We start from the raw sequence: 13,239 nt of genomic DNA, 5'->3' as shown, positions 1-13,239 counted from the left end.
TCAGCGGGCCCGCCGGCGCGCCGAGGCCTTCTTGCGCGAGGGGCGCACGACCTCCTCGCCGGCCTCGAGCGCCGCAGCCGCCAGGCCCAGTCCGTAGTCGGCCAGGGCGTCGACCAGGGCGTCGGAGGACGCCTCGGGCGCGAGGACGTCGACCCGCAGGCCGTGCTCCTCGGCGGTCTTGGCGGTGGCCGGGCCGATGCAGGCGATCACCGTCGACGGGTGCGGCTTGCCGGCGATGCCGACGAGGTTGCGCACCGTCGAGGACGAGGTGAAGACGGCCGCGTCGAACTGGCCGCCCTTGATCGCCTCACGGACGGGCGCGGGCGGCGGGGCGGCGCGCACGGTGCGGTAGGCCGTGACGTCGTCGACCTCCCAGCCCATCTCCTGCAGGCCGGCCACGAGCGTGTCGGTGGCGATGTCCGCGCGGGGCAGGAAGACCCGGTTGATCGGGTCGAGCACCTCGTCGAACGGCGGCCAGTCGGCCAGCAGGCCCTGGGCCGAGTTCTCACCGGACGGCACGAGGTCGGGCACGATGCCCCACTCGCGCAGCGCCTCGGCGGTCACGCCGCCGACGGCCGCGATCTTGAGACCGGCGAAGGCGCGGGCGTCGAGACCGAACTCCTCGAACCGCTCACGGACGGCCTTGACCGCGTTGACGGAGGTGAAGCCGATCCACTCGTAGCGGCCGGTGACCAGGCCCTTGACCGCGCGCTCCATCTGCTGCGGCGTCCGCGGCGGCTCGACCGAGATGGTCGGGACGACCTCGGCGGTCGCGCCGTACGACTCGAGCCGGGCGATGGTGCGGCCGGACTGCTCCTTCGTGCGCGGCACGAGGACGTTCCAGCCGAACAGCGGCTTGGTCTCGAACCAGGAGAGCTCCGAGCGCATGGCCACGGTCGAGCCGACCACGGCGAGGGCCGGGAACTCGACCGACTTCATCACCTTGGCGACCTCGCCGAGGGTGGTGACGCGGGTCGACTGCCGGATGGTGGTGCCGCGCTCGGTCAGCGCGACCGGGCTGTCGGCGGGACGGCCCGCGTCGAGCAGCTTCGCCAGGGCGGCGCCGAGGTCCTCGGGCGGGCCGAGCAGGACGACCGTCACCGAGTCGGCGGCGGAGGCCGCCCAGTCGACGTTGCGGTCGTTGGCGGAGATCACGTGGACCGCGGGCGAGCTGCTCGAGGTCAGCGGGATGCCCGCGTATGCCGGGACGGCCGAGACCGCGCTCACGCCGGGGACGATGTCGAACCCGATGCCTGCCTTGTGGCAGGCCAGGGCCTCCTCGGCCAGGCCGTTGAACAGGGCCGGGTCGCCGTCCATGAGCCGCACCACGAGGCCGCCGGCAGCGGACTTGGCGGCCTTGACGACGAGCTTGGCGCGCATGGCGTGGGTCAGCGGCTGGCCGTGGTCGCCGTGGCCCGCGTCGACGACCTCGACGTCCGGGCCGCAGTAGCGGGCGACGACCGACTCGCGGGCGACCTGGTCGATGACGACCACGTCGGCCGCGGCCAGCAGGTCGACCGAGCGGACGGTCATGAGGCCGGAGTCACCCGGGCCGGCGCCGACGAAGGCGACGCGACCGGGCGCCTTGGCGGCGCGGGTGGGGCGGGTCTGGGTGGGCTGGGTCGAGCGCGTGGGGCTCACAGTGCACGCTCCGTGCTGTCTCGTTCTGGGCTGCGGGGGTTGCTGCTGTCGACGGCGGCGACCGAATGCGGTCCGGTCGCCCCGGCTGGGTCGGGCGGGCGGGGGTCGGTGCGCGGTCCGGGGTCACCACCGGCCGGTGGTCGTGGCTCGGGGCCGACGATCTCGGCGGCACCGTCCTCGAGCAGGACCGCAGCCAGGCGACGGCCGAGCGACTCGGCCTCGCCGACCGGGCCCACGAGGGAGCGGCGCAGGTCGAACGAGCCGTCGACCGAGCCGACGAACCCGCGCAGGGACAGCTCGAGGCCGTCCTCGCCCTCGACGACCTCGGCGAGCGCGCCCACCGGGGCGGAGCAGCCGGCCTCGAGCGCCGCGAGCAGGGCCCGCTCGGCGGTGACGCAGGCGCGGGTGTCAGCGTCCTCGAGGGCGGCGAGGACGGCGAGCGTGTCGGTGTCGTCGGCGCGGCACTCCACCGCCAGGGCACCCTGCCCGGGGGCCGGGAGCACCTGCAGCGGGTCGATCGCCTCGGCGACCTCGTCGAGCCGGCCGAGGCGGGCCAGGCCGGCCCGGGCCAGGACGACCGCGTCGAGCGCGCCGTCGCGGACCATCGCCACGCGGGTGTCGACGTTGCCGCGGATGTCCTTGAACGACAGGCCCATTCCCAGGGCTGCCAGCTGGGCGACCCGGCGCGGCGACCCGGTGCCGACGACGGCGCCGTCGCCGAGCTCGCCGAGCGTGCGCCCGTCGGCGGACACGAGCACGTCGCGCGGGTCCTCGCGCGTCGGCACCGCGGCCACGACCAGGCCGGGCTCCGGTGCGGTGGGCAGGTCCTTGAGCGAGTGGACGGCGAGGTCGACCTCACCGGCGAGCAGGGCGCGGCGCAGGGCCGCCGCGAAAACGCCGGTGCCGCCGAGGGAGGACAACGAGGCGGTCGAGGTGTCGCCCTCGGTCACGACCTCGACGAGCTCGACGGTGTGGCCGAGCGCGCGCAGGCGGTCGGCCACCCAGCCGGACTGCGTGGTGGCGAGGGCGCTGCGGCGCGTGCCGAGGCGCAGGGTGCGCCGGCTGCTCACGGCATACCTCCCTGGGAGGGCGGCACGGACGCGGTGGCGGTCTGTCCCGGACGCAGGTCGAAGAGCTCGCGCAGCGCCTGGGCGTAGTCGTCGCCCTGTCCGCCCACGGCCAGCTCCTTGACGCGGACGGTCGGGGTGTGGAGCAGCTTCTCGACGATCCGGTGAACCGCGAGCTGCACCTCGGCGCGGGTGGCCTCGTCGAGGCCGGGGAGGCGCTGCTCGAGCCGGCCGAGCTCGCCGGCCACGACGTCGGCGGCGTGCCGGCGCAGCGCGGCGACCGTCGGCGCCACCGACTCGGCGGCGCGCGAGGTGAGGTATGCCGCGACCTCGCCGATGACGAGGTCCGCGACCTCCTGCACCTGGGCGGAGGCCTGGCCTGCGGACAGGTCGTCGCCGAGAGCGGAGAGGCCGGCGACGACGACACCGCGCAGCGAGGCGACCTCGGGTGCGACGTCGTGCGGCAGGGCGAGGTCGACGTACGCCTGCGGGCGCCCGGCGCGGGCGACCTGGGCGTCGGCGGCCGTGGCGAGGTCGACGACGACACCGGTCGAGCCGGTGCACGACACGACGAGGTCGGCGGTCGCGAGGGCGTCGGCCAGCTCGGCGAGCGGGCGGGCGGTGCCACCGGTGCGCTCGGCCAGGCGCTGCGCCTTGGACAGCGTCCGGTTGACGACGGTGAGCGACCCGACGCCGCGGCGGGTCATCGTGGTGGCGGCCAGCGAGGACATACCGCCCGCGCCCACGACGAGGACCGACAGGTCCTGCAGGGGCCCGAGGTGGGACTCGGCGCGGGCGATCCCGGCCTCGACGAGCGAGACGCTGACGGCGTCGATCCCGGTCTCGGTGTGGGCACGCTTGCCCACCCGCAGGGCCTGCTGGAAGAGGGCGTTGAGGGCCGGGCCCGCGTGCCCGGTGCGCTGGGCGTCGCGCAGCGCCGTGCGCATCTGCCCGAGGATCTGGGCCTCGCCGACGGCCATCGAGTCCAGGCCGCAGGCGACGGTGAACGCGTGCGCGATGGCGCGGTCCTCGTAGTGCACGTAGAGGTGCTCGCGCAGCTGGACGTTGTCGACGCCGGTGGCCTCGGTGAGCGCCTCGGTGATGTCGCTGACGGCACCGTGGAAGGTGAGCGACTCGGCATACACCTCGGTGCGGTTGCAGGTGGAGACGACGATGGCCTCGGAGACGTTCTCGCGCGCGGTGAGCCGGTTCTCGAGGTCGGCGCGGCGCGACGGGTCCAGCGACATCGCCTCGAGCAGCGGCAGCGGGGCGGTGTGGTGGGACAGGCCCAGGATCACGAGGCTCACCGGACCACCGCCTTGGCCAGCGGTCGCAGGCCCTCACCCGCGAGCGCCTTGCGCTGCTCGTGGAAGGCGAGGATCTGCAGCTCGGTGGACAGGTCCACCTTGCGCACGTCGACGCCCTCGGGCACGACGAGAACGCTCGGCGCGAAGTTCAGGATGGAGGAGACGCCGGCGGCGACGAGCTGGTTGCAGACGTCCTGGGCGGAGGCGGCGGGCGTGGCGATGACGCCGATCGCGAGACCCTGCTCCTGCACGAGGCTGGGCAGGGCGTCCATGGACTGCACCGCGATGCCCGCGATCTCCTGGCCGTGGAGCTTCTCGTCCTGGTCGAGCAGGGCGACGACACGGAAGCCGCGGGTGGCGAAGCCGCTGTAGGCGGCGAGCGCGTGCCCGAGGTTGCCCATCCCGACGATGGCGACCGGCCAGTCCTGGGTCAGCCCCAGCTCGCGCGAGATCTGGTAGGCGAGGTGGTCGACCTCGTAGCCCACGCCACGCACGCCGTAGGACCCCAGGTGGGACAGGTCCTTGCGGAGCTTGGCGCTGCGCACGCCCGCAGCTGCCGCGAGCTCCTCGGAGGAGACGGAGGTGATGCCCCGCTCGGCGAACCCGGTCAGGGCTCGGAGGTACTCGGGTAGCCGGGCAACCGTGGCGTCGGGGATGCCCCGACGGGCGCTCGGTTCGGCTGACACGTTCTCTCGGGCTCCTTCTCGACACAGGCAGCCCGCACCTGGCTGGAGCGGACGGGAGCCATTGCAGGTTACGCTTTTGTGAACGGATGCACAAAGTCACAAGCAGGCCCCCGTCCCGTGCGTGAGACAGGTCACCCCGGCAGGGCCGCGGAGGCCGTCGACCTGCTGCGGCCGCGCCGCCGTCAGGCCCCCAGCGCGGCCCTCAGACGGGCCTCGTCGACCCGCCAGTAGTCGTGCTGCCGGCCGTCGACGAGGGTCACCGGGATCTGCTCCGCGTACCGCTCGAACAGGTCCTTGTCCTCCAGGATCGACACCTCGTGCCAGCCCACCCCGAGGTCGCCGGCCACGCGCTCGATGACGACGCGGGCGTCGTCGCACAGGTGGCACCCGAGCTTGCCGATGAGGGTGATGCGGGGCTGCGGTGCGGGTGTGGCGGACACCGCTCCAGCGTATGCCGCGGCGCACCTGGGCGAGCCCTAGGCTCGGGGCCATGACCGAGGCCGCCGCCACCGAGCTGGACACCGAGCCGGCGACGCCCCGCGACCCCGGGGCGGCCGCGTTCTTCGACGTGGACAACACGGTCATCCGCGGCGCGAGCATCTGGCAGCTCGCCCTCGGCCTGTGGCGGCGCGACTTCTTCACGCTGCGCGACGTCAGCGCGATGGCCTGGAAGCAGGTCCGCTTCGCCCTCCTCGGGGAGAACCTCGCCCACGTCGAGCAGATCCGGCAGCAGGCGCTGGGGTTCATCGCCGGGCACTCGGTCGCAGAGATCCACGCCATCGGCGAGGAGGTCTTCGACGAGGCCATGCACGACCGCATCTGGCCGGGCACCCAGGCCCTCACCCGCACGCACCTCGAGGCCGGGCAGGAGGTCTGGCTCGTCACCGCCACCCCGGTCGAGGTGGCCACGGTCATCGCCGACCGGCTCGGCCTCACCGGCGCCCTCGGCTCGGTGGCCGAGTCGGTGGACGGCATCTACACCGGGCGCATGGTCGGCGACTTCCTGCACGGTGCCGCCAAGGCGCGCGCCGTCGAGGCGCTGGCGGCCGAGCGCGGGTTCGACCTGTCCCGGTGCGCCGCCTACTCGGACTCTGCGAACGACATCCCGATGCTCTCCCTCGTGGGGCACCCGGTGGCCATCAACCCCGACGGCGCGCTGCGCGACCACGCCCGGGCGCACGGCTGGACCATCCACGACTACCGCACCGGCCGGCGCGCGGCGAAGGTCGGCGCCCAGGCCGTCGGCGCCACCGCGCTCGCCGGGGTCCTCGCGGCAGCCGCCCGTCGACGGCGGCGCTGAACGGATCCGCGCGAGCAGGGCGATGTGACCGGGGTCTCCTGACAAATGCTCCGCAATCGGGGAAACTGTCCCTCGGTCAGGAGGTGTCCCCTATCCGATCTCGCCCACGCCGGAACGCGCCCGCAGCACCCTTCGCGGTGCCGGGTCGGGCTGTCCCCACCCTGACAACGACCGTCCCCGCCGTGGGTTACGCCGGGCACGGGATGGGTCCGGCCACTGCCGACTTCCTCTCCACCCTGCGCGTCCTGCTCAGTGTCGCCGGCGACGCAGGCACCCTGTCGGGCGACGGGCGCGGGACCGGAGGGGGCGCCGCCCGCGCAGGCTTCGGTCCGGGCGAGGCCCCGCAGGACTTCGAGCGTGTCGCGGCCCTCGTCGAGCTCGCCCAGCGCGGGGACGCCGAGGCCTTCGGCATGCTCTACGAGCGGTACGTCGACACCGTGTACCGCTACGTCTACGTGCGGGTCGGGACCAGCCAGCTCGCGGAGGACCTCACCTCCGAGACGTTCCTGCGGGCCCTGCGCCGGATGGACTCCTTCTCCTGGCAGGGTCGTGACATCGCCGCGTGGTTCATCACCATCGCGCGCAACCTCATCACCGACAACGCGAAGTCGGCGCGGTTCCGCATGGAGGTCAGCACGGCCGACATGCTGGACGCCGACCCGCGGGTGGAGGCCGCCCCGGAGGGCGAGGTGCTCGAGCGGCTGCGCGACGAGCGCCTCCTGCAGGCGGTCAAGACCCTCAAGCCCGAGCAGGCGGAGTGCGTGGTCCTGCGGTTCCTCCAGGGCCTGTCCCTGGCCGAGACGGCAAAGGTCCTCGGCAAGTCCGAGGGGGCGGTCAAGCAGCTGCAGCTGCGGGCCGTCCGGGCGCTGCACCGGGAGCTGGCCGATGTGGAGCTGTAGGCCGTCGCACGCAGCCGACGGATATCGCTACGACTCGGCGCGTAACTTCCGCGCCACCCGCTCGTTCTCAGCGCGGACAACCGTGACCGAGCTGGGGAGGGAGGTGCCGGCATGCCACTGCTGAACCGCTCGGCGGACCGCTTCCAGCGAGCGCTGGAGGGCGAGCGCGTCGCCGACCCCCAGCTCGAGCAGCTGGTCCGCACCAGCCACCGGCTCGCCGGCGCCGGCACGCACGTCGCCGGGCCCGACCCGGACTTCGTCGCGGCGCTGCGCACGCGGCTGATGGCCGAGGCGGAGCGTATGCCGGCACCCTCGCCCACCGCCGCGAAGGCCGCTGCTGCCCGTCGCGCCGCCGCTCGCACCACCCCCGTGGTCGTGGTGCTCGGCCGCGGCACCCCGAGGCTCGTCGCCGGGGTGGCGGCCTCCGCGGTGCTCGTCGGCGGCATCGTGGGCGCCGCCTCCCGCAGCGCCGTGCCGGGGCAGGCCCTCTACCCGGTCAAGAGCTGGCTCGACGGCGTCCAGGTGCGCCTCGCCGACAACGACCTCGACCGTGGCCGGACCTACCTCGACCAGGCGCAGGAGCACATCTCCGACGCCCGCGACCTCGCCGAGCACCAGTCCCCGCACGACAACGTCGACGTCGCCCTGCGGGCCGCCATCACCTCCGTCCGGCGCGGGCAGCAGTCGCTCGACACGGCATACGCCACCACGGGCAACCCGCAGGCACTGCTCTCGATGCGCGACTTCACGGCGCGGGCGCTGCCGCAGGTCGACGTGCTGCGCCGCGAGGTGCCGCAGCAGTCGATCCCGCTCGTGGCCGAGCTCGAGTCGCTCCTCCTGCAGTCGCAGCAGCAGACAGCCCGGCGGATCGCGGCCTGTGGCTCGCCCTGCTCCGAGCTCGCGTCCACCATCGGCCCGGCCACGCTGCCGTCGCTGACCACGAGCGCCGCCCCGAGCGGGACGTCGTCGTCGACCCGGCCCTCGGGTGCTCCCACCGTGGTGGCCACGGTCCCCCGGGCGAGCGCCACCCAGTCCGGCTCCGGCGCGGGTGGGTCCCTGACCGGCCCCTCGGCCAGCGTGGGCGTCGGCGGGGTCACCGCAGGTGCCGGTGGCGGTGGCGTCACCGCCGGCACGGGTGGCGTCGGCGTCGGGCTGCCCACCGTCAGCGCCACCGTGCCCCTGCCGTCGGCCTCGGCCACGGTTCCCCTCCCCTCGGCGACGCTGGGGACCGGCGGGGTCAGCGCCACGGTGCCGAACTCGACCCTCGGGCCGGTCACGCTCCCGGGCGTCACCCTCACGCTCCCCTGACGAAGCCCGCCTCGCCCGACGCCCCGGAGCGCTTGCCGCGCCGGACGCCACGGCGCCGGCTCGTCAGAAGAAGACGGAGCGGCGCTGCATCAGCAGCGAGTACAGCGTCTGCTGGATCGTCTCGCGGACCTGGTCGGTGAGGTCGAAGACGAGCATCGGGTCGTCGGCGGCGCTCGGCCCGAGGTCCGCCGTCGACACCGGCGCCCCGAACTCGATGATCCACTTGCTCGGCAGCGGGACCAGGCCCAGCGGGCCGAGCAGCGGCCAGGTCGGGGTGATGGGGGCGTACGGTGCGCCGAGGAGCCGGGCGACCGTCTTGACGTTGCCCAGGATCGGGTAGATCTCCTCGGCGCCGACGATCGAGCACGGGATGATCGGCACCCCGGTGCGCAGGGCGGCGGAGACGAAGCCGCCCCGCCCGAACCGCTGCAGCTTGTACCGCTCGCTGAACGGCTTGCCGACCCCCTTGAAGCCCTCCGGCCAGACGCCGCACAGCTCGCCGGACGCCAGCAGCCGCTCGGCGTCGGGGTTCGCCGCGAGGGTGGACCCCGACTTGCGGGCGACGTTCCCGATCACCGGGGTCTGGAACACGAGGTCGGCGCCCAGCATGCGCAGGTGGCGGTGGGCGGGGTGCTCGTCGTGGACGGCGACCTGCGTCATGAGGGAGTCCATGGCGATGGTGCCGGAGTGGTTGGCCACGACGAGGCCGCCGCCCTCGGCGGGAATGTTCTCGACGCCGCGCACCTCGACCCGGAACCAGCGGCGGTACAGCGGGCGCAGCACCGGCAGGTAGAAGTGCTCGGTGAAGTCGCGGTCGAAGCCGAAGTCGTCGACGGTGTAGTCACCGGTGAGCCGACGCCGCACGAACGCCAGCATGGCCGCGAGGTGACGCTCGACGTCGTCGGGTGACAGCCCGGCCGCCTCGGCCGCGACACGGATGGCACTGATGCCGGCGGTGAGCAGCTCCTCGACGCCGGGGCCGGTCTCAGTCGCGCCGGCGGGGGCGCCCACCGGCGGCGGGCCGGTGCGGAACGCGGCCTCGTCCGGCTCGTCGCGGACCGCCGCGAGCACGCGGACCGGCGCGTCCTGGGCGCGCGCGGCCGAGCCGCCGCCGCCCCGGGTGCGCCGCCGCGAGGTCGCGGTCCGCGGGGCCCGGACACCGGACCGTGCCACCGCCTTGCTGGACGGCACGGCCTTGGCCACCGGCCGCGGACGGTGCTTGGCCGTCGAGGTCGCCGACGTCGAGGTCTCTGCGGTCGCGGTCTTTGCGCTCGACGTCGGTGCGCTCGAGGTGGTTGCGGTCGTCGGGCTCGTGGTCCTCGCGTCCGTCGTCGCGGTGCGACCCTGCCCGGCGGCGGTGGTCCCGGTCCCGGCCGCGGGGGCAGCGCCCAGCAGCGGCGTGCTCCTGCGCTTCGCGCGCTCCCCGGACGCGCGGGCGGCGCCGGCGGCCAGGGCTCCCGGGCGTGCTGCCCCGCGCGACCCACGGCCGGCAGCCGCGGCAGTCGCGGACTTCTTCGCCGCGGCGCCCTTCTGCGTGCCGGCGGTCTTCGCCGTCGCCGACTTCCTCGGGGCGGCGGCCTTGGTCCCCGCCGACTTCCTGGTGGCGGCCGTCCTCGTCGTGGTGGTCGCCTTCTTCGCGGCGGACTTCCGGGTGGAGCCGGGCATCAGTCGTTCCTCCCCGCGGCCCAGACGGAGCCGATCGCGTGTGCGGCCGTGCCGGCGACACCGGAGACGGCCGAGCCGACGGCGGCGCTGCCCGGCACCACCGGACCGAGGCCGCTCGCGAAGTCCGCGAAGGCCTCCCGGGTCGTGTATGCCGGCACGAAGCCCATCTCCTCGCGCATCCGGCGGGTGTCGAGCCCACGCCCGAAGGCGAGGAACTGGACCTGGTCGCTGCTGAAGTCGGCCAGGCCCGAGCGCTTGACGAGCCCGCCGAGCAGGCCGGCGGCCTGGATCGGGACGGGCAGGACGGGCCGCCCGGCCATGCTGGCCGCCTGGGTGACGGTGATGACGCCGTCGCCGGCGATGTTGGTGATGCCGGTGGCCGGACCGGTCGTCGCGCGCAGCAGGGCACCCACGGCGTCGCTCTCGTGCACGAACTGCAGCCGCGCGTCGTACCCGAACGGCACGGGCACGACCGGCAGCGAGAAGTAGTCGGTGAGGGCGGTGCGGATCACCGGCCCGATGATGTTGGCGAACCGCAGCATGGAGATCTCGACGTCGGGCCGGCGGCGGGAGAACCCGCGGACGTACCCCTCGACCTCGACGGAGTCCTTGCCGAAGCCGGCTCGCGGCAGGGACTTGGGCCCCATGTCCTCGGTGAACATGGCGGGGTCGCGCGGGCTGGAGCCGTAGACCGCGGCCGAGGACTTGACGACCAGGCGCCTGATGCTCGGCGCCTTCTGGCAGGCGGCCAGCAGCTGCATCGTGCCGATGACGTTGATCTCCTTCTGGGAGACCCGCCCACCGGCGTGCACCGGGGTCGCGATGACGTTCATGTGCACGACCGTGTCGACCTCGGCCTGGGCGATGATCTTGCCGATCATCGGGTTGCGGATGTCGGCCCGGACGAACTCCGCCCGCCCGATGTCGTGCGGGGGCGGGATGACGTCCACGCCGATCACCCGGGACACGGCCGGGTCCTGCGTCAGGGCACGCGCGAACCGCCCGCCGAGGTAGCGGGAGACCCCGGTCACCAGGACGACGTCAGCCACGGACGAAACCCTACCGAGACCGGCGGCACACGGCCGGGTGACGTCCGTCGCAGCCCGGGGAACGAGAAGGCCCCCGCCGTGGCGGGGGCCGTTTCTCACTTCTTGTTGCGACGCTGGTGACGCGTCTTGCGAAGGAGCTTGCGGTGCTTCTTCTTCGCCATGCGCTTGCGGCGCTTCTTGATGACAGAGCCCATGGTGTCCTCTTGGTCGTGGTCGTGTTGCCGGACGGGGCAACAACGCACCACGCCGAACAGTGGTCGACACTCTAGCGGCGATGGCCGGGGAGCCCAAACCCGGGGCCCGGCACACGAACGGGGGCGGGCCCGGCCGACCGGCCCGACCCGCCCCCGTCTCGTGCGGTCAGCACATCGTCACGCGGTGTCGACGTACGACGTCCGGAGGTACTTGTGCACGGCGTCCTCCGGAACCCGGAAGGACCGGCCCACGCGGATGGCGGGAAGCTCCCCGGCATGCACCATGCGGTACACCGTCATCTTCGACACGCGCATGATCGAGGCCACCTCGGCCACGGTCAGGAACCGCACCTCGGCGAGCTGTCGCTCGTTGGACATGTGTCACCTCGATCTCTCACACGTTCGCATCGCCGGCTTCCCCTCCGGCGGACCTCTACGCTCGTGCAGAGTGAACTGTAGGGGCAGATGTGACCAGTGGGGAAGTCATTCAGGAAACTCCCTGCCGAAGTCCAGCCGACACGCCGCACCCCGACCGGGATTTCCTTCGAGACTCGCACACCACGGCGCCCCCGGCCACCCCTGCAGCAGACGCCGTGCCTAGTCGAACCAATGCGACCGACTCCTCCGTCCTCCGGTCCTCGCTCGCTGGCGCTCGCTGCGATCCTCGGACTGTCGTCGTCAGTCGAACCAATGCGACCGACTCCTCCGTCCTCCGGTCCTCGCTCGCTGGCGCTCGCTGCGATCCTCGGACTGTCGTCGTCAGTCGAACCAATGCGACCGACTCCTCCGTCCTCCGGTCCTCGCTCGCTGGCGCTCGCTGCGATCCTCGGACTGTCGTCGTCAGTCGAACCAGGGGTCGAGGCCGTGCAGCGGGAAGACCGCCTCGCGGGTCGCCATGATGGCGCGGTCGACCTCGCTGTGCGGGTTGTAGCCCATGTCCCACGGCTGGTGCCAGATCGGGCCCTCGGCGGGGTCGAGGTCACCCATCCGGCGCGGCCCCTCGCGGCCGTATGCCGTGCGCACGTGCTCCAGCCAGTCCTCCGGGACGGGTGCGGTGAGCGGCACGGGCGCGTGCGCGGCGATCGCGGTGAGGTGCGTCCACGTGCGCGGCACCACGTGCACGAGCTCGTAGCCTCCCCCGCCGAGGGCCACCCAGCGCCCACCGCACACCTCGTGCGCGAGGCGGTGCAGGGCGTCGGCCGCGCCGCGCTGGGCGTCGACCGACAACGCCATGTGGGCGAGCGGGTCCTGCACGTGCGTGTCGCAGCCGTGCTGGGTGACGAGCACGTCGGGACGGAAGGCCCGCACGAGGGGCAGGGCGGTGGAGTGCAGCGCCCGCAACCAGGCCGAGTCACCGGTGCCCGGCGGCAGGGCGACGTTGACGGCCGAGCCCTCCGCGCCCTCGCCCCCGGTCTCGAACGGCCAGCCGGTGCCGGGAAACAGCGCCCGGCCGGACTCGTGCACCGAGATCGTCAGCACGCGCGGGTCGTCCCAGAAGACGCTCTGGACCCCGTCGCCGTGGTGGACGTCCACGTCGACGTACGCCACCCGCTGCGCCCCGTGGTCGAGCAGCCAGCGGATGCCGACCGCGATGTCGTTGTAGATGCAGAACCCCGAGGCGTTCCCTGCCATGGCGTGGTGCAGCCCGCCGCAGAAGTTCACGCCGTGCGCGGCCCTGCCCTCCCACACGTCGGCGCACACCTGGCGCGTCCCCTCGACCACCCGCGCGCTCGCCTCGTGCATCCCGCGGAACGCCGGGTCGTCGTCGGTCCCCAGGCCGCGCGAGGTGTCGGCCGCCCGGGGGTCCTCGGACGCGGCGCGGACCGCCTCGACGTAGGCGGGCTCGTGGACCGTCAGGAGGAGCTCGTCCTCGGGCGCCCCCGGCGAGAAGACCTCGACGCCCTCGGCGTCGAACACCCCGAGGGCGTCGCAGAGCCGCGCGGTCAGGTCGAGGCGCGCGGGGTTCATGGGGTGCCCCGGACCGAAGTCGTACGCGGTGAACCCGGGGTCCCAGACCACCCGCACCTGTGAGGGCATGGCCCGCACGCTACCCGCCGCAGCAGGGCCAGGCATCCACCGGGCCACCGCGGCCGGACGGCCCGGCATACGGGCCGCGAACACGC

At 73.8% G+C, this 13,239-nt stretch carries 13 protein-coding genes; 3 read left to right on the top strand and 10 right to left on the bottom strand.

Annotation, left to right across the window (positions count from 1 at the left end; all coding sequences use genetic code 11):
* The 5 genes from RKE38_RS11235 to RKE38_RS11215 form a co-directional block, all read right to left on the bottom strand.
* Nucleotides 1–1,641 carry a uroporphyrinogen-III synthase gene (locus RKE38_RS11235; protein ID WP_316007507.1) on the bottom strand — a complete coding sequence of 547 codons (1,641 nt, stop codon included), beginning with the start codon at nucleotides 1,639–1,641 and terminating at the stop codon, nucleotides 1–3.
* Nucleotides 1,638–2,711: a hydroxymethylbilane synthase gene (hemC, locus tag RKE38_RS11230; RefSeq protein WP_316007506.1), complete on the bottom strand. Its 1,074-nt coding sequence runs from the start codon at nucleotides 2,709–2,711 to the stop codon at nucleotides 1,638–1,640. The genes RKE38_RS11235 and hemC overlap by 4 nt, the downstream gene beginning before the upstream one ends.
* A complete protein-coding gene (locus tag RKE38_RS11225; RefSeq protein WP_316007505.1) occupies nucleotides 2,708–4,015 on the bottom strand; it encodes a glutamyl-tRNA reductase in 1,308 nt (435 codons plus the stop codon). Before RKE38_RS11225 ends, hemC begins: the two co-directional genes overlap by 4 nt.
* Complete coding sequence (locus tag RKE38_RS11220) at nucleotides 4,012–4,701, bottom strand: redox-sensing transcriptional repressor Rex (RefSeq protein ID WP_316007504.1); 690 nt, start codon at nucleotides 4,699–4,701, stop codon at nucleotides 4,012–4,014. Before RKE38_RS11220 ends, RKE38_RS11225 begins: the two co-directional genes overlap by 4 nt.
* A gap of 182 nt (nucleotides 4,702–4,883) precedes the next feature.
* Complete coding sequence (locus RKE38_RS11215) at nucleotides 4,884–5,141, bottom strand: glutaredoxin family protein (RefSeq protein WP_316007503.1); 258 nt, start codon at nucleotides 5,139–5,141, stop codon at nucleotides 4,884–4,886.
* Nucleotides 5,142–5,191: 50 nt separating this feature from the next.
* Here RKE38_RS11215 and RKE38_RS11210 point away from each other — a divergent pair, with 50 nt between their 5' ends.
* From RKE38_RS11210 to RKE38_RS11200, 3 genes are all read left to right on the top strand, one after another.
* On the top strand, nucleotides 5,192–6,001 hold the full coding sequence (locus RKE38_RS11210; protein WP_316007502.1) for an HAD-IB family hydrolase: 810 nt from the start codon (nucleotides 5,192–5,194) through the stop codon (nucleotides 5,999–6,001).
* 182 nt (nucleotides 6,002–6,183) lie between these two features.
* The gene (locus RKE38_RS11205; protein ID WP_316007501.1) at nucleotides 6,184–6,900 is read left to right on the top strand and encodes a sigma-70 family RNA polymerase sigma factor; all 717 of its coding nucleotides are present in this window, start codon (nucleotides 6,184–6,186) and stop codon (nucleotides 6,898–6,900) included.
* Between the two features lie 111 nt (nucleotides 6,901–7,011).
* Nucleotides 7,012–8,208 carry a DUF5667 domain-containing protein gene (locus RKE38_RS11200; protein WP_316007500.1) on the top strand — a complete coding sequence of 399 codons (1,197 nt, stop codon included), beginning with the start codon at nucleotides 7,012–7,014 and terminating at the stop codon, nucleotides 8,206–8,208.
* A gap of 63 nt (nucleotides 8,209–8,271) precedes the next feature.
* Here the strand turns inward: RKE38_RS11200 and RKE38_RS11195 are convergent, their stop codons facing one another.
* From RKE38_RS11195 to RKE38_RS11175, 5 genes are all read right to left on the bottom strand, one after another.
* Nucleotides 8,272–9,873 (bottom strand): lysophospholipid acyltransferase family protein, encoded by a 1,602-nt coding sequence (locus RKE38_RS11195; protein ID WP_316007499.1) that lies wholly within the window; start codon nucleotides 9,871–9,873, stop codon nucleotides 8,272–8,274.
* The gene (locus tag RKE38_RS11190; protein ID WP_316007498.1) at nucleotides 9,873–10,922 is read right to left on the bottom strand and encodes an NAD-dependent epimerase/dehydratase family protein; all 1,050 of its coding nucleotides are present in this window, start codon (nucleotides 10,920–10,922) and stop codon (nucleotides 9,873–9,875) included. The genes RKE38_RS11195 and RKE38_RS11190 overlap by 1 nt, the downstream gene beginning before the upstream one ends.
* Nucleotides 10,923–11,017: 95 nt before the next feature.
* Nucleotides 11,018–11,116 (bottom strand): 30S ribosomal protein bS22, encoded by a 99-nt coding sequence (locus RKE38_RS11185; RefSeq protein ID WP_003792170.1) that lies wholly within the window; start codon nucleotides 11,114–11,116, stop codon nucleotides 11,018–11,020.
* A gap of 177 nt (nucleotides 11,117–11,293) precedes the next feature.
* The gene (locus RKE38_RS11180) at nucleotides 11,294–11,494 is read right to left on the bottom strand and encodes a helix-turn-helix domain-containing protein (RefSeq protein ID WP_056915613.1); all 201 of its coding nucleotides are present in this window, start codon (nucleotides 11,492–11,494) and stop codon (nucleotides 11,294–11,296) included.
* A gap of 462 nt (nucleotides 11,495–11,956) precedes the next feature.
* Nucleotides 11,957–13,153 (bottom strand): acetoin utilization protein AcuC, encoded by a 1,197-nt coding sequence (locus tag RKE38_RS11175; protein ID WP_316007497.1) that lies wholly within the window; start codon nucleotides 13,151–13,153, stop codon nucleotides 11,957–11,959.
* Between the last annotated feature and the right edge of the window lie 86 nt (nucleotides 13,154–13,239).

Source organism: Phycicoccus sp. M110.8 (assembly GCF_032464895.1).
Taxonomy (GTDB): domain Bacteria; phylum Actinomycetota; class Actinomycetes; order Actinomycetales; family Dermatophilaceae; genus Pedococcus.
Note: the sequence above shows the minus strand (reverse complement) of the source record. Positions and strands in the feature narration are given on the sequence as shown.